Origin of the sequence: Anaerocolumna sp. MB42-C2 (genome assembly GCF_030913705.1) — a bacterium.
Classification (GTDB): Bacteria; Bacillota; Clostridia; order Lachnospirales; family Lachnospiraceae; genus Anaerocolumna.
Genome location: NZ_CP133190.1, coordinates 374,216 through 394,869, shown reverse-complemented (window position 1 = coordinate 394,869; position 20,654 = coordinate 374,216). Strand labels below are relative to the sequence as shown.

Annotated in this window: 22 protein-coding genes; 21 read left to right on the top strand and 1 reads right to left on the bottom strand. The window is 33.0% G+C overall.

Annotated features, from left to right (window positions below; translation table 11 throughout):
* The first annotated feature begins 3 nt into the window (after positions 1-3).
* From RBU59_RS01760 to RBU59_RS01710, 11 genes are all read left to right on the top strand, one after another.
* On the top strand, positions 4-2,880 hold the full coding sequence (locus RBU59_RS01760; RefSeq protein ID WP_308146168.1) for a penicillin-binding transpeptidase domain-containing protein: 2,877 nt from the start codon (positions 4-6) through the stop codon (positions 2,878-2,880).
* A gap of 120 nt (positions 2,881-3,000) precedes the next feature.
* A complete protein-coding gene (gene minC, locus RBU59_RS01755) occupies positions 3,001-3,666 on the top strand; it encodes a septum site-determining protein MinC (RefSeq protein WP_308146167.1) in 666 nt (221 codons plus the stop codon).
* A 53-nt stretch (positions 3,667-3,719) separates the two neighbouring features.
* The gene (gene minD / locus RBU59_RS01750; protein WP_308146166.1) at positions 3,720-4,511 is read left to right on the top strand and encodes a septum site-determining protein MinD; all 792 of its coding nucleotides are present in this window, start codon (positions 3,720-3,722) and stop codon (positions 4,509-4,511) included.
* A gap of 18 nt (positions 4,512-4,529) precedes the next feature.
* Positions 4,530-4,805: a cell division topological specificity factor MinE gene (minE, locus tag RBU59_RS01745; protein ID WP_161840597.1), complete on the top strand. Its 276-nt coding sequence runs from the start codon at positions 4,530-4,532 to the stop codon at positions 4,803-4,805.
* 11 nt (positions 4,806-4,816) lie between these two features.
* Positions 4,817-5,944 (top strand): FtsW/RodA/SpoVE family cell cycle protein, encoded by a 1,128-nt coding sequence (locus RBU59_RS01740; RefSeq protein ID WP_308146165.1) that lies wholly within the window; start codon positions 4,817-4,819, stop codon positions 5,942-5,944.
* A gap of 6 nt (positions 5,945-5,950) precedes the next feature.
* Positions 5,951-6,349 (top strand): methylglyoxal synthase, encoded by a 399-nt coding sequence (locus RBU59_RS01735; protein ID WP_161839075.1) that lies wholly within the window; start codon positions 5,951-5,953, stop codon positions 6,347-6,349.
* A gap of 35 nt (positions 6,350-6,384) precedes the next feature.
* A complete protein-coding gene (locus tag RBU59_RS01730) occupies positions 6,385-7,347 on the top strand; it encodes a D-alanyl-D-alanine carboxypeptidase family protein (RefSeq protein WP_308146164.1) in 963 nt (320 codons plus the stop codon).
* A 116-nt stretch (positions 7,348-7,463) separates the two neighbouring features.
* Positions 7,464-7,883, top strand: coding sequence for a twitching motility protein PilT (locus RBU59_RS01725; RefSeq protein ID WP_308146163.1), 420 nt, complete (start codon positions 7,464-7,466; stop codon positions 7,881-7,883).
* Positions 7,884-8,189: 306 nt separating this feature from the next.
* A complete protein-coding gene (locus tag RBU59_RS01720) occupies positions 8,190-8,432 on the top strand; it encodes a single-stranded DNA-binding protein (protein ID WP_308146162.1) in 243 nt (80 codons plus the stop codon).
* A 69-nt stretch (positions 8,433-8,501) separates the two neighbouring features.
* Positions 8,502-9,992, top strand: a complete 1,491-nt coding sequence (locus tag RBU59_RS01715; protein WP_308146161.1) for a DUF1538 domain-containing protein — start codon at positions 8,502-8,504, stop codon at positions 9,990-9,992.
* The gene (locus RBU59_RS01710) at positions 9,982-10,650 is read left to right on the top strand and encodes a P-II family nitrogen regulator (RefSeq protein WP_308146160.1); all 669 of its coding nucleotides are present in this window, start codon (positions 9,982-9,984) and stop codon (positions 10,648-10,650) included. The genes RBU59_RS01715 and RBU59_RS01710 overlap by 11 nt, the downstream gene beginning before the upstream one ends.
* Before the next feature lie 330 nt (positions 10,651-10,980).
* On the opposite strand, the gene RBU59_RS01705 is transcribed toward RBU59_RS01710, so the two are convergent.
* The gene (locus tag RBU59_RS01705; protein ID WP_308146159.1) at positions 10,981-11,178 is read right to left on the bottom strand and encodes a DUF378 domain-containing protein; all 198 of its coding nucleotides are present in this window, start codon (positions 11,176-11,178) and stop codon (positions 10,981-10,983) included.
* A gap of 333 nt (positions 11,179-11,511) precedes the next feature.
* On the opposite strand from RBU59_RS01705, the gene RBU59_RS01700 reads away from it, so the two are divergent.
* The 10 genes from RBU59_RS01700 to RBU59_RS01655 all read left to right on the top strand — a co-directional run bounded on the left by RBU59_RS01700 (position 11,512) and on the right by RBU59_RS01655 (position 20,047).
* Complete coding sequence (locus RBU59_RS01700; RefSeq protein ID WP_308146158.1) at positions 11,512-12,897, top strand: HlyD family efflux transporter periplasmic adaptor subunit; 1,386 nt, start codon at positions 11,512-11,514, stop codon at positions 12,895-12,897.
* Positions 12,898-12,983: 86 nt separating this feature from the next.
* Entirely contained in the window at positions 12,984-13,676 is a 693-nt protein-coding gene (locus tag RBU59_RS01695; RefSeq protein WP_308146157.1) for a YggS family pyridoxal phosphate-dependent enzyme, read from the top strand.
* A 62-nt stretch (positions 13,677-13,738) separates the two neighbouring features.
* Positions 13,739-14,305, top strand: a complete 567-nt coding sequence (locus RBU59_RS01690) for a cell division protein SepF (protein ID WP_308146156.1) — start codon at positions 13,739-13,741, stop codon at positions 14,303-14,305.
* Positions 14,306-14,310: 5 nt separating this feature from the next.
* On the top strand, positions 14,311-14,571 hold the full coding sequence (locus RBU59_RS01685; RefSeq protein ID WP_308146155.1) for a YggT family protein: 261 nt from the start codon (positions 14,311-14,313) through the stop codon (positions 14,569-14,571).
* Positions 14,572-14,624: 53 nt separating this feature from the next.
* On the top strand, positions 14,625-15,386 hold the full coding sequence (locus RBU59_RS01680; protein ID WP_308146154.1) for a YlmH family RNA-binding protein: 762 nt from the start codon (positions 14,625-14,627) through the stop codon (positions 15,384-15,386).
* 130 nt (positions 15,387-15,516) lie between these two features.
* A complete protein-coding gene (locus tag RBU59_RS01675; RefSeq protein ID WP_308146153.1) occupies positions 15,517-16,134 on the top strand; it encodes a DivIVA domain-containing protein in 618 nt (205 codons plus the stop codon).
* Between the two features lie 5 nt (positions 16,135-16,139).
* Positions 16,140-17,228, top strand: a complete 1,089-nt coding sequence (gene aroB, locus RBU59_RS01670; protein ID WP_308146152.1) for a 3-dehydroquinate synthase — start codon at positions 16,140-16,142, stop codon at positions 17,226-17,228.
* A gap of 25 nt (positions 17,229-17,253) precedes the next feature.
* The gene (gene lspA / locus RBU59_RS01665; RefSeq protein ID WP_308146151.1) at positions 17,254-17,757 is read left to right on the top strand and encodes a signal peptidase II; all 504 of its coding nucleotides are present in this window, start codon (positions 17,254-17,256) and stop codon (positions 17,755-17,757) included.
* Entirely contained in the window at positions 17,750-18,670 is a 921-nt protein-coding gene (locus RBU59_RS01660; protein WP_308146150.1) for an RluA family pseudouridine synthase, read from the top strand. The genes lspA and RBU59_RS01660 overlap by 8 nt, the downstream gene beginning before the upstream one ends.
* A gap of 75 nt (positions 18,671-18,745) precedes the next feature.
* Entirely contained in the window at positions 18,746-20,047 is a 1,302-nt protein-coding gene (locus tag RBU59_RS01655; RefSeq protein WP_308146149.1) for an ATP-binding protein, read from the top strand.
* Positions 20,048-20,654: the final 607 nt, after the last annotated feature.

Genomic DNA, 20,654 nt, shown 5'->3' with positions numbered 1-20,654 from the left:
GAATTGATTGACATTATTTGGGAAAAAGTGAAGCAGGTACTTTCTTCCAGACTGCTTCCTATTTCACTGATTTTTATATTTTTATTCAGTTTATTGGTAAACCGGATCTTTACCCTTCAGATAGTTGAGGGAGAAGAACATTCTACGGAACTTTCTTTAAAATACACAAAAACCAGAGAAATTAAAAGCACCAGAGGTAATATTTATGACAGAAACGGAATTTTACTGGCTTATAACAAATTGAGCTATTCCGTGGTATTGGAAGAAAGCACTAAGCTTACAACTAACGAAGAAAAAAATGACATGCTTTCTCATTTAATATTATTATTAGAAAAGTATGGCAATACTATAGAAAATGAATTTGGCATAGCCATTGATAAAGATGGCAAGTTATATTTTACTGTTGATGAAAAAGCAGAACTAAGGTTTAAGAGGGATGTCTATGGAAAGAAATCTATAGATGAACTATCAGAAGAACAAAAAGCTGCGACAGCTGAAGATGTGTTCGATTATTTGCGTTACGGGGATAAGAAATATAATACATGGTTTAATATTTCTGACAAATATTCTTTGGAAGACGCGCTAAAAATTATGACTTTAAGATATGCCATCTTTGCAAATTATCCGAAATATAATCAGATCATTATATCTTCCAATGTAAGTAATGAAACAGTAGCTGCAATATATGAAAACAGTTCCACTCTTCCGGGTGTCGGAATTGCCCAGCAGACAAACCGTGTCTATAATGACAGCATTTATAATTCGCAGATCCTGGGATATACAGGATTGATTAACTCGGATGAATTGGAAGCTCAGCCGAAAGGTTCTGAATATAATAATTCAGATATTATCGGTAAGACCGGTATTGAAAAAGTATATGAATCTTATTTAGCCGGAAAAAAAGGTCTTGAAACCATATCAGTTAATTCAGCCGGTAAGTTTCTAAACATTTTAGAGCGCAAGAATCCGATTGCAGGCGGAGATGTCTATCTGACAATTGATGACATGTATCAAAAAGCTTTTTATAAGATTATAGAAAGACATTTGGCAGGAATACTTCTATCAAAAATTAATAACAGTACGGATGCCGGAACCAGAGGCACCTCTTCAAAAGATATCAGAATACCAATTTATGATGTGTACTATGCATTAATAAACAATAATGTAATTGATGTGAATGCCTTTACGGAAGATGATGCAACCAGCTTGGAGAAACAGGTACATCAAAAATTTTTAACGAAACAGGAAGAAGTCCTTGGTGAGCTGGGCAATCTGCTGGATATAAACAGTACAACGGTTAACAGTTCGGCTTCTGAGGAAATGCAGGATTATTTATCTTATATCTATACCAAGTTAGGAGATGCAGATGTACTAATAACTTCTAAGAAACAAATAAATAATGATACTACTTTGGTGTCTGCCATAGACCAGAATGACAATACGTATAAAGATTATCAAGCGAATAAAATCAGTCTCAGTAAATTCCTGCAATACGCAATATCTAAAAACTGGATTGATCTAACAAAATTAAATATTGGAGATGCATATTTTAGTACAGATGAACTTTATGAAAAACTCTTAGATTATATTAAAAATCTTTTATTAGAAGACAACATTTTTCATAAAAAAATATACAAGGATTTGGTATATTCGTACAAATTATCAGGAAGAGAAATTTGTCTTTTATTATTTGACCAAGGTGTGTTAAAATATAATGAGGAAGAAATTTCAAAACTAGAGAATGGGACTACTTCCGCATATTCATTTATAACTGGTAAGATAAAAAAGCTTGAAATCACACCTGCCCAATTGGCATTAGATCCCTGCAGTGCATCAATTGTTGTAACAGATGTAAAAACAGGTGATGTATTAGCAATGGTATCTTATCCAAGTTATGACAATAATAAATTTGCTAATAAAATTGATCCTGCTTATTATACCAAAGTGATGAATGATTTAACAGTTCCTTCTTATAATCGAGCTACGAAACAACGGACAGCTCCAGGTTCTACATTTAAAATGGTAACCGCTACGGCTGGGTTGGAGGAGGGTGTACTTGGACCTACGGAAACAATCTTAGATCAGTATGAATTTGATAAAATCTCCAATGGACCACATTGCTGGTCCACCACCAGTCATGGTAAAATAGATGTCACTACAGCGCTTGAAGTTTCCTGCAATTATTTCTTTTATGAGTTGGGCTGGCGGCTGGGAGGTGGCAGTGCAGGACCTAACAGGGATCAGAATGGATTGAAAGAACTTTCACGATACGCCGCTCTATATGGGTTAAACAGAAAATCGGGAATTGAATTGGAAGAAGCGGAACCGCACATATCCGATAAGGATTCCATTCGTTCAGCTATCGGACAGGGTACAAATAACTATACTCCTGTACAGCTGGCACGTTATTTGACAGCAGTCGCAACAAGCGGAACACTGTATGAGTTGACTTTAATCGACAAAGTTGTTGATAAAGATGGTTCGGTAATATTGGATAATAAAGCAAAATCAGAAAAATTAAAACAAGTAAGTGATACTACATGGAACTTACTACATGAGGGGATGTATAAGGTTGCCAACGGCAGCCGGAGTTCTTCTTCTTATGTGTTTAAGGATCTGCCTTATAAAGTAGCCGGCAAAACCGGTACTGCACAGGAAAGCACCTTACGAGCAAACCATGCTTTGTTTTTGTCTTATGGACCTTATGAAAATCCTGAAATATCAGTTGCTGTAGTAATTCCAAATGGTTATGCTTCCAGCAATGCAGTTGAACTGGCACGTGATATTTATAGCTATTATTTTGATGTAAAAGATAAAGAAAAATTAGTTAACGGTGGTGCAATATTACCGGAATCTGATTCACCGACTTTTACGGATTAATGTGAATCATTATATAAAATCGTTAACTATTCAGACACTGCTGTTCTAACAGACAAGAACATAAGAATGTATCGGGCGGCCTGAATAGTTACAATAAAGTAATCCATCCGGGAGGTATTCATGAATAATCCAGTCATTATAAAGGGTAATAAATATGGCATCGTTGTAGTACTGGATGCTGAAATGGAATTTGAAGAACTAAAAGAAAAAATTGCGGAAAAGTTTCGTGATTCTTCAAAATTTTTTGAAAAAGCACAGATGGCAATCAGTTTTGAGGGAAGAAACTTAACCAATGAAGAACAGCGGGATATTTTAAATATTATTGCCGATGAAACAGAGCTTCATGTTGTATGTGTCATAGAGAATGACCCGCAAAAAGAAGAAGTATTTAAAAAAGCCCTTGATGAAAAATTGATGGAACTTTCGAATACGACAGGTCAATTTTATAAAGGAAATCTCAGATCGGGCCAGGTTTTGGAATCAGAAACCAGCATAATTGTTATTGGTGATGTGAACCCGGGTGCCCGTATTGTGTCAAAAGGTAATATTATTGTATTAGGATCATTAAAAGGAACGGTATTTGCCGGTGCTACCGGTAATACGAATTCTTTTGTTCTGGCCCTTGCAATGAATCCGGTTCAAATCAGAATCGCGGATACGATTGCAAGAGCTCCGGATAAACCTGCGAAAGACGGCTTAAAAGAAACTAAAATTGCGTTTCTGGAGAATGGCAATATCTATATAGAGCCTTTAAGCAAAGAGGTTTTAAATGATATCAATATATAGTATTTCATTTATTATATAATTAGGTTAAAAAATCTTTTGGAGGAAAAACAGTAATGGGTGAAGTAATCGTAATAACATCCGGTAAGGGTGGAGTAGGCAAAACAACGACAACAGCAAATGTTGGAACCGGTTTAGCGAAACTAGATAAAAAGGTAGTATTAATTGATACAGATATAGGATTAAGAAATCTTGACGTAGTTATGGGACTTGAAAATCGAATCGTCTATAATCTTGTAGATGTTATCGAGGGAAATTGCAGAATCAAACAGGCATTAATAAAAGATAAACGGTATCCAAACCTTTACTTATTGCCATCTGCACAGACTAGGGATAAAACAGCCGTAACGCCGGAGCAGATGAAAAAATTAGCAGATGAATTAAGAGATGAATTTGATTACATATTAATGGACTGTCCAGCAGGTATTGAACAAGGCTTTAAAAATGCAATTGCCGGTGCAGACAGAGCATTAGTAGTTACTACTCCTGAAGTATCCGCAGTACGTGATGCGGATCGTATTATAGGCTTACTGGAAGCAAATGAAATGAAGCAGACTCATTTAATCGTAAACAGACTTAGAATGGATATGGTAAAAAGAGGAGATATGATGTCAAGTTCTGATGTTGTTGAAATTCTGGCTGTAGATTTAATAGGAGTTGTTCCGGATGATGAGAATATTGTTATTTCAACGAACCAAGGTGAACCTTTAGTTGGTTCCGATACTTTAGCCGGACAAGCATATTTAAATATATGCCGCAGAATACTTGGAGAGGATATTCCGTATTTGGATTTAAACGAAAAACAGGGATTTTTTGGTAAGCTTGCTAATCTACTAAAGAAAAACTAATTGAGAGGAGATAGTATGATGAGTTTGGCGGATTTCTTCAAGAAAAAAACGTCCAGTAACGTGGCTAAAGATCGATTGAAATTAGTACTTGTTTCTGATCGTGCCGGCTGTTCTCCTGAGATTATGGAACAGATAAAAAATGATATTATTACAGTAATATCAAGATATATTGAGATCGATTTAGAGGGATTAGATATTAAGATAACCCAGACTGAATCAGAAGGAAATAACGGAGTTGTTCCGGCGCTGTTTGCAAATATTCCGATAAAAGATCTTAAAACCAACAAAAAATAAGGATGATTTGCATGTTTCAATTTAAGAAGTACAATATAAGAAACTATGACATATGGATGATTCTAATAGTAATGCTATTAAGTGGAATTGGTGTTTTTCTTATTCGTCTTGTTGAGAAAGAGGGAGAAGGTTTATCAACGAAACAGATAGCAGGAGTTATTTTGGGACTAATTATTATTATTATAGTTTCTTTGATAGATTATCATTTTATCAGCCAATTTTATATAGTTCTTTATATTATTAATTTAATATTATTGATTGCTGTAAGAGTTGCAGGTACAACAATTAATAATTCCACACGCTGGTTAAATTTGAAAATCTTTATGTTTCAGCCGTCAGAGTTGACTAAAATCATTTTAATTATCTTTTTGGCTCAGCTACTGGTTATGTTTAAAGATAAGATGAATAAATTTTATGTATTGTTGATCATGGGTATCCTAATTGCAGTTCCGACTTTTTTAATATTAATTCAGACTAATTTATCTACCAGTTTAGTAATTATGTTTGTATTTGCAATGATGATATTTGCAGGCGGCTTAAGCTACAAAATTATTTTGCCGGTCTTGTTAATTGGAATTCCACTGATATTTGGGACTCTATGGTGCGTTGAGCAGGGTTATGATGTATTTTTCTTAACCACTTATCAGGAAAACAGAATTATGTCTTTTTTAAATCCGGAATCGGATAGCTCTACAGACATTTTGTATCAGCAACACAATTCAATCTCAGTGATTGGATCCGGTAAATTAACAGGAAAATTATTAGAAGAGGGAAAAGATACTCTTCAAAGTGATTCTATCCCAGTTTCTGAAAGTGATTTTATTTTTTCAGTAATTGGAGAATCACTTGGATTTATTGGAAGTTGTGTTATAATAGCATTATTATCTATAATTATATTCAAATGTATCAGTATTGCTCGTCATGCACCAGACGCTAAAGGTATGTTAATAGCAACAGGTATTGCATCTATGTTTATGTTTCAAGTATTTGTCAATGTAGGTGTAGCTACGGCACTTATACCTAATACCGGAATTCCATTACCTTTTGTAAGTTATGGACTAAGTTCCATAGTCAGCAGTATGATTGCAATTGGATTAGTTATGAATATTAGTTTACAAAGAAAAAATAAAAGGGGGTAAAACCATATGAATATTGGTATGATTGCACATGATGCAAAAAAGAAATTAATGCAGAATTTTTGTATAGCATATCGTGGAATACTGAATAAACATGAGCTGTATGCGACAGGGACTACTGGAAGATTAATTGAAGAAGTAACAAATCTGAATGTTCATAAATATCTTGCAGGACATCTTGGCGGTGAACAGCAGATGGGAGCACAAATTGAACATAATCAAATAGATCTTGTCATTTTTTTAAGAGATCCGCTTTCACCGAAATCTCATGAACCGGATGTGAATAATGTAGTTAAATTGTGTGATACTCATAATATACCTTTGGCCACCAATCTAGCGACTGCTGAATTACTGATTAAAGCATTAGACCGTGGAGATCTGGACTGGCGCGAAATATTTAAAGCATAACAGGTACAGCCTGCAATGTGGAATAGGTGTAAATCATGAAGAAAAAGTTAATCTGTATTGTTATAGCCCTCACAATTTTAACAGGGTGTTCACGATCTACCGAAGTTTTATTACCTTATTCTGAAACAGATAATTTAATTAGTCATGAAAATAATATTGGCACGGAAGAAGTATCAGATTTCTTTGCTAGTGATCTGACAATTATTCCTGATGAACTTAATCATATGGATGATTCCAGTATAACTGCTACATCAGCACTAATTGTTAATACCAGTGATGATGTAGTACTATATGCCAATAATGTTTATGAACGTATGTATCCAGCCAGCCTAACCAAATTAATGACTGCTTTAGTAGTATTAAAAGAAGCTAATTTAAAAGATACGGTAGCGGTAAGTTATAATGCTTCCCATATAACGGAAAGTGGTGCGAAATTATGCGGTTTTAAGGAAGGGGATAAAATAAATTTAGACGATTTATTAAATTGCCTATTAGTTTATTCCGGTAATGATGCCGGTGTTGCTATTGCCGAGCATGTAGGTGGAAGCCTGGAAGGCTTTGCAAAAAAGATGAATGAAACAGCAAAAAGTGTGGGTGCGGTACATTCAAATTTCGTTAATCCCCACGGATTACATGATGATAATCATTATACTACAGCTTACGATTTGTATCTGATTTTTAATGAACTGATAAAATATGATAAATTTGTATCCATTATTAATCAGGAAAGTTATACTACTACTTATAAAGACGCAGAAGGCCAGGATATAACGAAAGAATTTGCTACTACAAACCGTTATTTAAAAGGAACGGAGAAAGCTCCGGATGGTGTTACGGTCGTCGGAGGTAAGACTGGTACAACCAGTAAAGCAGGCAATTGCCTTATTCTTTATAGTAAAGATAACAAGAAAAAATCCTATATCTCTTTAATATTACAAGCAGATGGTGGTAATAGTTTATTTTCACAAATGACTCATTTGTTAGATAAGATTAATTAATCAATTTCTATTTTTTGGTTGTTTTTTGAGTGATAATATACTATAATTATTTTATATTAATTATTTATTTATACATATCACCCAAATTTTGTACACATCTTAAGGAGGAGATTACAATGATACAGATTATTGCAGGCGAAAAAGGTAAAGGCAAGACCAAAGTCTTAATTGAAAAAGCAAATTCCGCAGTAAAAGAAGCAAAAGGTAGTATTGTTTATCTTGACAAAAGCAACAAGCATATGTACGAATTAAGTAATAAGATAAGATTAATTAATGTAAAAGACTATTGTATTGAAAATTACAGTGAATTTATTGGCTTTATATGTGGACTTATTTCACAGGATCATGACTTGGAAACAATTTATCTGGATAGTTTTTTGAAGATTGCATATTCAGAAGGCCCTAATATCTCCTTAATCCTTGAGAAATTAGAACGTATATCTAAAGAATTTAATATAGATTTTGTAATTAGTATCTCTTTGAATGAATCTGATTTTCCCGAAAACGTCAAAAATAATATTGTTGTATCCTTATAAATAAATATTAATATGAACCTTAATGAAAAATTAAGAATTTAAATCTTAATTACCTTAAGTTTAGTTTTAAACAGCTGCGGCACATTAGTGCCGCTTTTTTCTTATTCCATTTTTCATTTTTTTATTGTTTTTCTATGCTGTGTGTGAATCTGCTTTAACCAGCATTGGATTTCAATTTTTATTTATCAGTTCATAAGATATTTAATATTTAGGAATAAATTATGGGTAAAAGTTGACATTTTAAATAAAAATATTTACAATGGTATTAACAATGTGCATAACAATGATGTTAAAAGGAGTACTCGCATGTCTAATGTAAATGATTTATTAGAAGAAGCTATAAGTGAAACTGATAATTTAATGGATGGAGAAATATTTTTATTGAAAGATTTGTTTAAGGGGTATGTTTGGAACAGGATTGCAGTAAAAGACAGACTCTTATTAGGAACCTTGTTTTTAAATTATGTTCAACAAGGTAAATGTTATATGTACGCAATTGAAAAAACATCATCTCATCAGCAGCTATATCAGAAAATAAGTCAGACATAAGGAATCCTCTTCTTAATCTATAGGTGATTTATACGCAGGCTAAAAATTGCAAGAAAGGATGGAAAATATTTGAATGTAATAATTACTAAGTTTAAAGAAGTCTTGTTATCCGTTATTCCCATCACAATAATTGTATTAATACTTAATTTCACACTAACACCTCTTGAGACACCTATTTTAATAAGATTTTTAATAGGGGCGGTATTACTAATAATCGGACTAACGATATTTCTGATCGGAGTAGATATCGGAATTACTCCAATTGGAAATAATATGGGGGGAGCGCTTGCTAAGACCAATAAGCTGTGGTTTGTTATAATTGCGGGCCTGATACTTGGCTTTTTTATATCGGTCGCGGAGCCGGATCTTCATATTTTAGCCGGACAGGTTGATACTGTTTCGTCAGGGTTAATATCAAAAGAAAGTATTGTAGTGATAGTATCTATTGGTATAGCAATTATGCTTTCAATAGGTCTTGGCAGAATTGTTTACAATTTTCCGTTGTATAAACTATTATCATTAATTTATGGAATTGTTTTTATATTTGCCTGCATTACTTCACGTGAATTTCTGGCAATATCATTTGATGCCTCGGGTGCAACAACCGGAGCGCTGACAGTACCTTTTATTCTGGCACTGGCAATCGGTGTATCGAAATTGAAAAAGGATAGCAAAGCATCAGAGAAGGACAGTTTTGGATTAGTAGCCATTGCATCAACAGGCGCTATTTTATCGGTTATGATTATGAGTATAATATCAAAAACGGATAAAATTACGGGCGTGCTTGAAACGGAAAGTCTATCGAATTCCATTATTTTACCCTTTGTTCATGAATTTTTTAAAGCAGTACCAGAAGTAATCGTAGCATTGCTTCCTATTTTGGCATTATTTCTTGCAGCCCAAAAAATTTCTTTTAAACTTTCTAAGAGAGAGGTGAGAAAGATTCTATTTGGAGTACTGTTTACATTTACAGGACTGGTAATATTCTTGGTCGGCGTAAATGCAGGGTTTATGCAGGTCGGGAGTGCTATCGGATATAGCATAGCGTCTTTAGATAATAGGATGTATGTTATTCTTGTTGGTTTTATATTAGGAGTTGTCATAATACTTGCAGAACCGGCTGTATATGTATTAACTCATCAAATAGAGGATGTTACCAGTGGATATGTAAAAAGAGGTGTTGTTATGTTTGCATTGGCAATTGGTGTCGGCATAGCTATTGCATTATCTGTTATACGTATCCTTATTCCGGAGTTGCAGTTATGGCAATATCTTCTGCCAGGCTATATAATATCCATAGCATTAAGTTATTTAGCACCTAAACTTTTCGTAGGTATTGCATTTGATTCCGGTGGGGTTGCATCAGGTCCTATGACGGCTACGTTTATATTGGCATATACGCAAGGTGCTGCAGAAGCAGTAGAGGGAGCAAATGTGCTGGTGGATGGTTTTGGAGTAATTGCTATGGTTGCTATGACACCACTAATAGCGTTGCAAATATTAGGATTGATTTTTAAGATTAAATCCAGGAAAGGAGGGCTTGATAATAATGGAAATTAAAACGGAAGCTTGGGATTTTGAACTTATTAGTGTTATCGCTAATTTCGGTATGGGAAGCAAAATATTAAGGTCTGCCAAAAAATATGGAATTTGCGGCGGAACCATAACGTTGGCAAGAGGTACCGCAAACAACCGAGTATGGGATTATTTGGGCCTTTCAGATGAAAGAAAAGAAATCTTATATATGGTTGCTAATAAGGACGCAGCAGACCAAGTGTTAGATAAAATAAATACGGAATATAAGTTAAACAAACCGAATCATGGTATTGCCTTTACAACATCCATTAGTGCCACAATGGGAATCAGGATGTGTAAATGCGATAATGTGAAACTGGAAAGAGGTGAAGAAAATACGATGTATCAGGTAATAACTATAATTGTTGAGAAAGGCAAAGCTGAGGATGTTATAGAAGCAGCAGTAAAGTCAGGTTCGAAGGGAGGAACCATAGTTAACGGAAGAGGGTCTGGAATTCATGAAACCAGTAAATTGTTTTCTATGGATATTGAACCTGAGAAAGAAATTGTGATTATTCTTGCAGAAGTAGCTGCGACTGAAGCTATAGTAACCGGTATTCGGGAAGATTTAAAGATAGATGAACCTGGGAAAGGAATTATTTATGTTCAGGATGTAAATAAAGCTTATGGTATTTATAAATAATATGAAGTTACAGATTAGGTGATATTATAAATTAGAAGTATTAGTAAGAGTCAAAAACCACGTCTGTTAGGCAAAAACCAACAGATGTGGTTTTTGTTCGGGCTCATATGCAGGTGTTCTTATATGACTTTTTTTGACATGATAAAAGACATCCGCTAATAGCAGATGTCTTAAATTTTGACATTAGAAAAACGTAAAGTATAAATAAAAAAACTCAACTTAATTTAATATGCGTTTTTCCAAAGTCAAATTGTTTGAAAAAGTATTAGTTTTGAAACTTTTTACAAACAAATCATTAGGTTTTTAAATTAATACTTTCGGTTTGCTTAATTATTCGTTACGAAGTCTTCCAAAATAACTTAATGCATATAATCCGGCAATACCTACAATGGCATAGATAACTCTTGATATCCATGTCATATCACCAAATATTACTCTTACCAGGTCGAATCCTAAGAATCCGATTAAGCCCCAGTTGATGGCTCCGATAATAACTAAACACAATGCTATATAATCTACTGTTTTCAATTGATTACCTCCTTTTTGTTGCATTAATTATTGTTACCATTTTTATGCTTAATATTCCTAATGAGAATTTGTAAAAAAGTACATTTAGGGCTTTAATTATTTGATAAATAAAAGTATAATATAACTTATCAGAAATTGCCTTTTAATTTCTGATAAAAGGCGCTGTATTTGCGCCGTACATCCGACTATAGGAATGTATTTTTATTCCTATAGTATAACTTATCAGAAATTGCCTTTTAATTTCTGATAAAAGGCGCTGTATTTGCGCCGTACATTCTTATTATGGGAATATGTTTTTCTATAATATTAGGAAATGGCAAGGAGGATATTTATTTGAGTTCGGGTAAAAAAATCGCCAGATATCGGAAACGCAAAAGTATTAACATTGGTTTTTTGGTATTCCTAATTATATTTGTCTATGTTTTAATAAGTGTATCTATATACTTAACAAAAGACCACTTAACTATTTACGAAGTAAAAGAAGGATCAACATCTGATGATAGTTTATATACAGGTATAATTTTTCGTGATGAAGAAATTATTAACACAAGTATAGCAGGATATATTAACTATTACCATGGAGATGGTGACAGAGTATCAAAAAATTCAACTATATATTCAGTGGATGAAAATAAAGATTCCTACGACTTAATCGGTAATAGTGAAAATTCAGTAAGTTTATCTCCGGAAGATACCATTAAATTAAAGAATGAGATAACCGGTTTCCAAAAAAATTATGAGGACAGTAATTATAAGTCCGTTTATGACTTTAAATACAATATGGAAAATTCTGTATTAGAAATCGTAAACAACAGTAAACTGGCTAAGTTGCAAAGTGTATTAAAAGATAATGGGACAAGCAGTACATTTAAAGTAGTAAAATCAAAAACAAGCGGCGTAATTACATATAGTGTAGATGGTATGGAGGGCCTTGCCGTTGACTCCGTAACCGCAGAAAATTTTAAGTCGGATTCTTATAAAAAGACACAGCTTCGTACTATGGACCTGATTGAAAAGGGCAGGCCGGTTTACAAAATTGTTAAAAATGACAATTGGAGTATTGTATTATTGCTTGATAAAGAACAATACAAGAAACTAAATGATAAGAAATCCGTTCGTATTATTTTTTCGGATGATGGTTTGTCAACTACGGTACCTATAAGTGTTTACCAAAAAGGCACTGATTATTTTGCAAAACTGGATCTGGATAAATTTATGATTCGTTATATTAATCAGAGATTTATCAATGTTGAAATAGAAGTAAATGCTGCAGAAGGTCTTAAAATTCCGGTTTCTTCTATTGTAGAAAAAGAGTTTTATCAAATTCCTTTGGAATACTTCACCATTGGCGGAGACAGTGGAAGTAACGGTTTAATAAAAGAAACTTACAAAGATAATGGTGATGTAGATTATGTATTTGTTCCGGCTGATATATATTACCGTGATGAAAAGTATGGTTACATTGATGCAAGACTATTCGAATCCGGTGATAGAATCCATAATGAGAAAACAGACAAGCAATTTAACATAAGTCAGAAACAAACTTTAGAGGGCGTATTTAATGTAAATAAAGGGTATGCGGTTTTCAGGCGTATTGAGGTTTTATATGAAAATGAGGAATATTGTATAATAAAAAAAGGCACCGAATATGGTTTGTCAGTTTATGACCATATAGCACTGGATGGAAGAACAGCTGTCGAACAAAAAATTATTTATTGATGGATACATAATAGTTGTAGATATAATAATAGAATAGTTTTTAACTTAACTTATAGATTAAGTTTAATTGAAGGGGGGATATCACTTTGATAAAAGAGAATCTTTTTAGTGTAGAGCAGAAGATACAGGCAGCATGCAAAAGGGCTGGACGAAAAAGAGAAGAGGTCACTTTAATAGCAGTAAGTAAAACTAAACCGGTCTCTATGATTCAAGAAGTTCTGGAGGAGGGAATACTGGATTTTGGAGAAAATAAAGTACAGGAATTAACTTCCAAATTTGACGTGCTGCCAAATAATTTAAGATGGCATTTAATTGGACATTTGCAGACAAATAAGGTAAAATATGTTGTAGATAAAGCAGCTTTCATTCATTCTGTTGATTCCTATAAACTCGCGGAACAGATCAATAAAGAAGCTGCCAAAAAGGGAATCATCAGCAATATTTTAATAGAAGTAAATATTGCCAGAGAAGAAACTAAATACGGTGTATTTGCTGAGGAAACTTATCCAGTAATTAAAGAGATAGCAAAGTTAAAAAACATTTGTGTCAGAGGGCTTATGACAATTGCACCTTTTGTAGATAATTCCGAGAAAAATAGGGAGCATTTTAGAAATTTGCGACAATTAATGATTGACATCAAAATGAAAAACATTGATAATGTTAATATAGATGTACTTTCAATGGGTATGACAGGAGATTATGAAGTTGCCATTGAAGAGGGTGCAACAATGATACGAGTTGGGACAGGCATTTTCGGAGAGCGTGATTATTCGATATAACTAATATATAAAATAGAAAGTAATTCGTTAGGTAGAATTATATTGGATAGGAGATTTGACATATGGCAAATATATTTAAAAACATATTAGATTCACTAAAATTGACAGAAGATGATGATTATGATGATTACGTCAGTGAAGAGGAAGAAAAAGAGGCAAAACGTATTGAAAGAATAGAACGTAAAGCTTCCAAACAACAGGTCCGTCCTATTTACGAAAGAGAAGAACCGACGTCTGTTTTAAATTCCATGGCAAATGATCTACGCAAAGATAAAGTGACAAAAATGGAGAGAACTACAACTAATAAAGTAGTGCCTATTCGTACAACACCAAAAGGTTTTGAAGTATGTATCATGAAACCTGGTACTTTTGAAGATTCTCAGGATATTTGCGATATGCTTTTATCCGGCAGAGCTGCTGTTATTAATCTGGAGGGTTTTGATGTTGACTTAGCTCAGAGGATTATGGATTTTATTTCTGGCGCAGTATATGCCATGAACGGAAAACTTCATCAGATATCAAGTTATATATTTATTATTTCACCGGAAACCGTTGATATATCGGGAGATTATCTTGACTTAATCCGCAGTGATGGATTTGAAGTGCCAACTCTTAATAAGGAATTTTAACAGATATGATTAATAGGATGTATGATGCATTGTATATTTTTTTTATTGTACTTGAGATAGTTTTATTTTTATATGTAATAACATCGTGGTTTCCGGTTAATAATCGTTTTAAAAGTATTATAAGTTTTCTAATTGATCCTATCTTAGTACCGGTTCGATATTTATTAAAACACTCAATTTTTAATACACCTACTGCAGATTTATCACCGGTAATCGGTTTTGTTGTAATTTTATTTTTGCAGGAATTTTTCTATGTTCTTAAATAAATAAGCAATTTAAGAATAGGAAAGGTTTAATCGATGAAAAACAGGAGATAGGTATGAATAGTGATAAAGAGGAACAGATTCTTCGAAAGAGGATTCTTGATTTAGCACGAGCAGCTGATAATAAAGATATATGTACATATACTGACTTTCTGAACCTGAATGAAGCCAGTATATTCTTTAGTATGAAAAAGGATATACCGAATGTGAATTATGACCTGTTCGGCGGCTATAATGGTGCTGAAAGGAAAGTATTGTGCTTTTACGGAGATAATTCTGTAAAAGCTTTTTCAGATTATATCACTTGTATTCGAATTCTTCCTTTAAATAAAAAATTTAGCGATGATTTAAATCATCGGGATTTTTTAGGTTCACTTATGAACCTTGGAATTGACCGTAGTAAAATTGGAGATATTTTGGTTAAGGAAAAAGAGGGTTATGTGTTTTGCGAGTCATCGATCAGCCGGTTTATCCTAGATAATTTGGATAAAGTAAAGCATACTAATATAAAGTGCAGTGTTATGGAGAATGAATCACCGGATATACAACCAAACTTTCAGGAAATACGAGGTTCTGTATCATCAGCCAGATTAGATGCAGTTATTGCGTTAGCGTTTAATTCCTCCAGAAACAGTATATTGGGATTAATATCGGGAGGAAAAGTTTTCGTTGATGGTAAGTTAATAGAATCCAACAGCTATATGTTAAAAGAAGAGGAAACGGTATCTGTACGGGGGATGGGGAAATTTATTTATAAAGGTAAACAGAATCAGTCCAAAAAAGGAAGATATTTTGTGGCATTATTAAAATATATCTAGTCGGTAAGTTAGAGCCAGATGACTTAAAATAGAAATGCATAAGGTTAAAAGATACTTTATCTATTTTCAGTCAGTATATGGTAGTTGATTACAAAAGATTTTATCTAAAAGCATTTTAGGAGGAGAAGAAATGATTACACCAATTGAACTTCAAAGTAAAACGTTTAAAAACGGTATTGGATACGATAAAAAAGATGTAGATAATTTTCTAAATGAGTTACAGTCAGGTTATGAAACTATTTATAAAGAAAAGATGGAATTAAGCGATAAAATTAATACCTTAAATGAGGGATTAAATTATTATAAAACAATTGAAAAAACATTACAAAAAGCTCTTGTACTTGCAGAACAAACTGCTGAAGATACAAAAGAATCTGCAAGAAAACAGGCAAAAGCTATCGTAGAGGAAGCTAAAGGCAAAGCACAATTAATCCTTTCTGATGCTTCGAATGAATTTAATAAAATACAACAGCAAACGATACAACTGATCAGACAATACGAAGCATATAAAACACAGTTTAAACACCTTGCCGCTTCCCAATGTGAACTTTTGGAAAGTGAAAGTTTCCAGATACATATCGCTGATTTAAATTTATTTATTGAGAGAGAAGAACCCAATAAAGCGAAAGAAGTACCCGAATCTAAATCACTAGACCTTAATAAAGAAGTTAAAATAAAACAGATTAAACCTGAAACTGAGGACGAAGATTTTGAATTTTATAATCTAAATGAGGATGAACAGGAGTAACCTAAATGAATACAAATATTACGGTAAAATATAATGAGATGCCTGTCTATGATATTGTTCTGGAACAGGATTATAGTGCAATTTATCGTGAACTTAATAAATTGGATACTAAAAATAAAAAGATATGTATCGTAACGGATTCAAATATAAGCAAATTATATTTGAATGAAGTTATGGAAATAGTAAAAAACTATGCCAGAGAGGTAGAAACTTTCACTTTTCCTGCAGGAGAAGAAAGTAAGAATCTGAATACCGTATATCAGCTTTATGAGAGATTAATTCGATCCGGTTTCGACCGTAAAGATCTGTTAATCGCTTTGGGTGGTGGAGTTGTTGGAGATTTGACTGGTTATGCGGCTGCAACTTATCTAAGAGGAATTAACTTTATACAGATGCCTACTTCCTTGCTTGCTATGGTTGACAGCAGTATCGGAGGAAAAACCGGTGTAGATTTTCTTAGCTTTAAAAACATGGTGGGTGCTTTCCATCAGCCAAAATCTGTATATTTGAATCTGAAAACATTATTATCTCTCAATGACCAACAATATTTTTCAGGATTAGGTGAAATAATAAAACATGGTCTGATTAGGGATGCAGACTACTATATATGGTTAAAAGATAACAGCGAGGCAATTAAAAGACGGGATTTGAATATTTTAAAGGAAATGATTTACAAAAGCTGTCTGATAAAACGGGAAGTAGTTGAAAAAGACCCGAAAGAATTAGGAGAGAGAGCTTTATTAAATTACGGTCATACAATTGGACATGCTGTTGAGAAACTTATGGAATTTAAATTATTACATGGAGAATGTGTTGCAATAGGTATGGCCGCTGCCAGTTATTTATCCTATAAAAGAGAGCATATTACGAAAGAACAATTACAGGATATTATTAATGTTATTCAAAGCTATCAACTTCCGGTATCCGCAACCGGTATTGCCACAGAGGATGTTTTAAAGGTAACTTTACATGATAAGAAAATGGAATCAGGTAAAATTAAGTTTATATTGTTGTCTAAAATTGGCGATGCATGTATCGACACAACGGTTACTGAAGCTGATATGTTAGAAGCAATTGAATTTATAATAAAATAATCTAAAGATAATAACTGGAGGAAATATGAAAAAAATCATACATTTGATCTATGTGGTACTTCTAATTGCATTAGATCAATTTACAAAATATTTGGCAGCAACAATACTTAAAGTTGACGGACCATTCCCGGTCATACCTAAAGTATTTAGCTTATATTATCATGAAAATAACGGAGCAGTCTGGGGTATTATGAGCGGCAAAATAAGCTTTTTAATAATTATTACAATCATAATTATGACTGGAATGGTACTCTTTTACTTAAAGATTCCTGCCGGAAAACGTTATAATTATATGCGTATTGTTTTAGTATTTCTTTCAGCCGGAGCAATAGGTAACCTGATTGACCGCAGCGTTAATAAATATGTTGTGGATTTTCTATATTTTGAATTAATAGACTTCCCTATTTTTAATCTAGCGGACTGTTATGTGACCGGCGCAGCGGCTTTCTTAATCATTTTATGTTTATTTTATTATAAAGATGAGGACTTTGCTTTCTTAAACAGGAAAGAAGAACAAAAACATGAATAATGAGGTTGTCGATTTAATTGTAGATGTCAAAGAGAGCGGTATAAGAATCGATAAGTATATTGCGGATAACATAGAAGATCTGACCAGATCATACATTCAGAAATTGATTCAGGATGGAATGATATTGGTTAATAATAAAACGGTCAAGGCAAATTATAAAGTAACTGCGGAAGATTCTATCCTTATTCAGGTGCCGCCCCCGATTGATTTGCAGATTAATGCGGAGAATATACCTATCGATATTTTATATGAGGATAAGGATATTATCGTAGTTAATAAAGAAAAAGGTATGGTGGTACATCCGGCAGCAGGTCATTACTCCGGTACATTGGTTAACAGTCTGCTTTATCATTGTAAAGAAGAATTATCAGGAATTAACGGTGTATACAGGCCAGGTATCGTTCATCGTATTGACAGAGATACTACAGGTGTTCTTGTAGTCTGTAAAAATGATAAAGCTCACCAATTTATTGCAGAACAGCTTAAGGTTCATTCTATCACAAGAAAGTATAATGCCCTTGTATATAATTCTTTTAAAACAGATAAAGGTACAATTGATGCACCAATCGGCAGACATCCGGTTGACCGTAAAAAAATGTCTATAAATAAAAAAGGAAAAAATGCTATAACAAATTATACAGTATTGGAAAACTTCTCTAATCGATATGCCCACATTGAGTGTTCTTTACAAACAGGGAGGACACATCAAATCAGAGTTCATATGTCAAGTATTGGACATCCTTTATTGGGAGATACTGTTTATGGCCCTGCAAAGGATAGTTTTCATTTGGTAGGTCAGGCGCTGCATGCGAGAGTATTAGGTTTTATACATCCAACTACAAAAGCTTATATTGAATTTGAGGCTCCGTTACCGGACTATTATATGAGCTTATTAGAAAAATTAAGAAAATAATAACACTATCATTGAATCGAATTATATATTTTATTTAAGTATTATTATAAGATGGGAATATTTAGGGGTATAGCTTTGAAAAGAAAACTGCTTAGTAAATTATTAGAATGGAAAGAAGAAACTCATAAAAAGCCGATTTTGCTTACCGGCGGCCGTGGTGTTGGTAAGACTTATTTCGTGTACGATTTTGCTAAAACTTTTTATACAGAATATATCTATATTAATTTTGAAAGTGACCCCCACTTTTATGAATTAATTCTTAATAATCCCTCCATTGAGACTGTTTTGAGGGATTATTTTCATTTGTCAGAGGTTTCGTCACCTATTTTAGTAATATTGGATGAAATAACCAGATGCCCGGATAGTAATATAATGATTTATAAATTCCTAAAAACAGAATATATGAATCATATTATTGCCATAACCAGTAATATATCACAGCAAATTTTCACTGATTCTGGGTTTTATCAACTTGAACTTTTTCCTATGGATTTTGAAGAATTTCTGATTGCAACCGGAAATGAATGGTATATCGAAGTAATTTCAGTACATTTTGCGTCTGATACAAAGATACCTGATATTGTTCATCAGGAACTGCTTACCTTATTTGAGTTATACTATCAAATAGGAGGAATGCCCATGGCTGTAAATGAATATATCAATACCGGTTCTGCTTTTAATGTACCTGAGCAGCATAGAATTATAGTTAACTCCTATTTATCGGATAGTTACCGGTTCAATACAGAAGGAGAATTCTTAAAGATAAGTCAGACATTTAACACCATTGACAAGCAACTTATCAAAAATAACCGTAAGTTCCAATACAAATTAATTCGTAAAGGTGCAACTCAGGCTTTCTATGCAGATGCACTTCAATACATAAAGGATACCGGATATGGTATTGGCTGTTATAAGCTGGGAGATGATAGTCTTATGGGTTTAAATACCAAGGATACTATTAATCCATTTGATGAAGCAATCCAATTTCATAAGAAGAATCTGCATCTTAATTTTAAATTATATATGCTGGACGTAGGGATTTTATACTCTGCTTTAAAGAAACAATACATTGAAATTTCAGACCAGTATTTGGCGGGGATTTTAGAAAATTATGTGGCTCAATGTCTGACTGCGCAAGGGTATCCTCTATATTTCTGGGAATCTGATTCTCAGGCTAAAATTGATTTTATAATTAAAAAGGATAATAAAATCATACCGATAGAAGTCAGATCGAATGATCAGACACGTTCCAGAAATGTAAGTATATTTCGCAGTAAATTTACATCGGTATCAGATTCCATTAAAATATCCACTAGAAATTTTGAATACTGCAATCATGTAAAATATGTTCCAATTTATGCAGTTTTTTGTATTTAATCTATAGCAAGAAAGTTATAAAAGCGTAAAAGAAAATCCTATTCCAATATTTGAAGTGCCCCCCATATGTTAGCTAATAAGGACTAACTAATGGGGGGCACTTCATTAGTTGGATTAGGTTTTATTTTTATCTTATGTGTCCATTATATAGAATATTAAACATGTAAAATATACCAATTTTTAAATTATGAGATGAAAAGTTATTGACAATTGAATTCTATTTGGGTAGAATTGAATCAATGGTTGTAATCTACTTGCGTAGTTTACAACCATTGAGTTTAATAAACATCATTCGACAATAGTAGACTGATGATAACAAAGACTTTGCAGAAATTATAGTTATTATATAGAATTATGTTAATATTTTATTTTCACAATAATTATAATTTACATAAAAATATTATGCTTATTACGTTTAATATAATAATAAGAACTTTCTTAATAGATATGTTATAGACTTCAGGATAGAGTTTTTATAATCAGACCAATGTTCTACAATTGTAGTGTACATATTTTTTTCTTAATATTCTTAAATGAATTTTATATAGATATTTTTTATCATCAAAGCACGCAAGTGGTTTGTACATAAACGTGCAGATAGGAGAAA

What these genes read in the sequence shown, in the direction of transcription:
- minC (WP_308146167.1), top strand. Translation starts at nt 3,001, where the DNA reads ATGAATAATCCAGTCATTATAAAGGGTAATAAATATGGCATCGTTGTA.
- minD (WP_308146166.1), top strand. Translation starts at nt 3,720, where the DNA reads ATGGGTGAAGTAATCGTAATAACATCCGGTAAGGGTGGAGTAGGCAAA.
- minE (WP_161840597.1), top strand. Translation starts at nt 4,530, where the DNA reads ATGAGTTTGGCGGATTTCTTCAAGAAAAAAACGTCCAGTAACGTGGCT.
- RBU59_RS01740 (WP_308146165.1), top strand. Translation starts at nt 4,817, where the DNA reads ATGTTTCAATTTAAGAAGTACAATATAAGAAACTATGACATATGGATG.
- RBU59_RS01735 (WP_161839075.1), top strand. Translation starts at nt 5,951, where the DNA reads ATGAATATTGGTATGATTGCACATGATGCAAAAAAGAAATTAATGCAG.
- RBU59_RS01730 (WP_308146164.1), top strand. Translation starts at nt 6,385, where the DNA reads ATGAAGAAAAAGTTAATCTGTATTGTTATAGCCCTCACAATTTTAACA.
- RBU59_RS01725 (WP_308146163.1), top strand. Translation starts at nt 7,464, where the DNA reads ATGATACAGATTATTGCAGGCGAAAAAGGTAAAGGCAAGACCAAAGTC.
- RBU59_RS01720 (WP_308146162.1), top strand. Translation starts at nt 8,190, where the DNA reads ATGTCTAATGTAAATGATTTATTAGAAGAAGCTATAAGTGAAACTGAT.
- RBU59_RS01710 (WP_308146160.1), top strand. Translation starts at nt 9,982, where the DNA reads ATGGAAATTAAAACGGAAGCTTGGGATTTTGAACTTATTAGTGTTATC.
- RBU59_RS01690 (WP_308146156.1), top strand. Translation starts at nt 13,739, where the DNA reads ATGGCAAATATATTTAAAAACATATTAGATTCACTAAAATTGACAGAA.
- RBU59_RS01685 (WP_308146155.1), top strand. Translation starts at nt 14,311, where the DNA reads ATGATTAATAGGATGTATGATGCATTGTATATTTTTTTTATTGTACTT.
- RBU59_RS01680 (WP_308146154.1), top strand. Translation starts at nt 14,625, where the DNA reads ATGAATAGTGATAAAGAGGAACAGATTCTTCGAAAGAGGATTCTTGAT.
- RBU59_RS01675 (WP_308146153.1), top strand. Translation starts at nt 15,517, where the DNA reads ATGATTACACCAATTGAACTTCAAAGTAAAACGTTTAAAAACGGTATT.
- aroB (WP_308146152.1), top strand. Translation starts at nt 16,140, where the DNA reads ATGAATACAAATATTACGGTAAAATATAATGAGATGCCTGTCTATGAT.
- lspA (WP_308146151.1), top strand. Translation starts at nt 17,254, where the DNA reads ATGAAAAAAATCATACATTTGATCTATGTGGTACTTCTAATTGCATTA.
- RBU59_RS01660 (WP_308146150.1), top strand. Translation starts at nt 17,750, where the DNA reads ATGAATAATGAGGTTGTCGATTTAATTGTAGATGTCAAAGAGAGCGGT.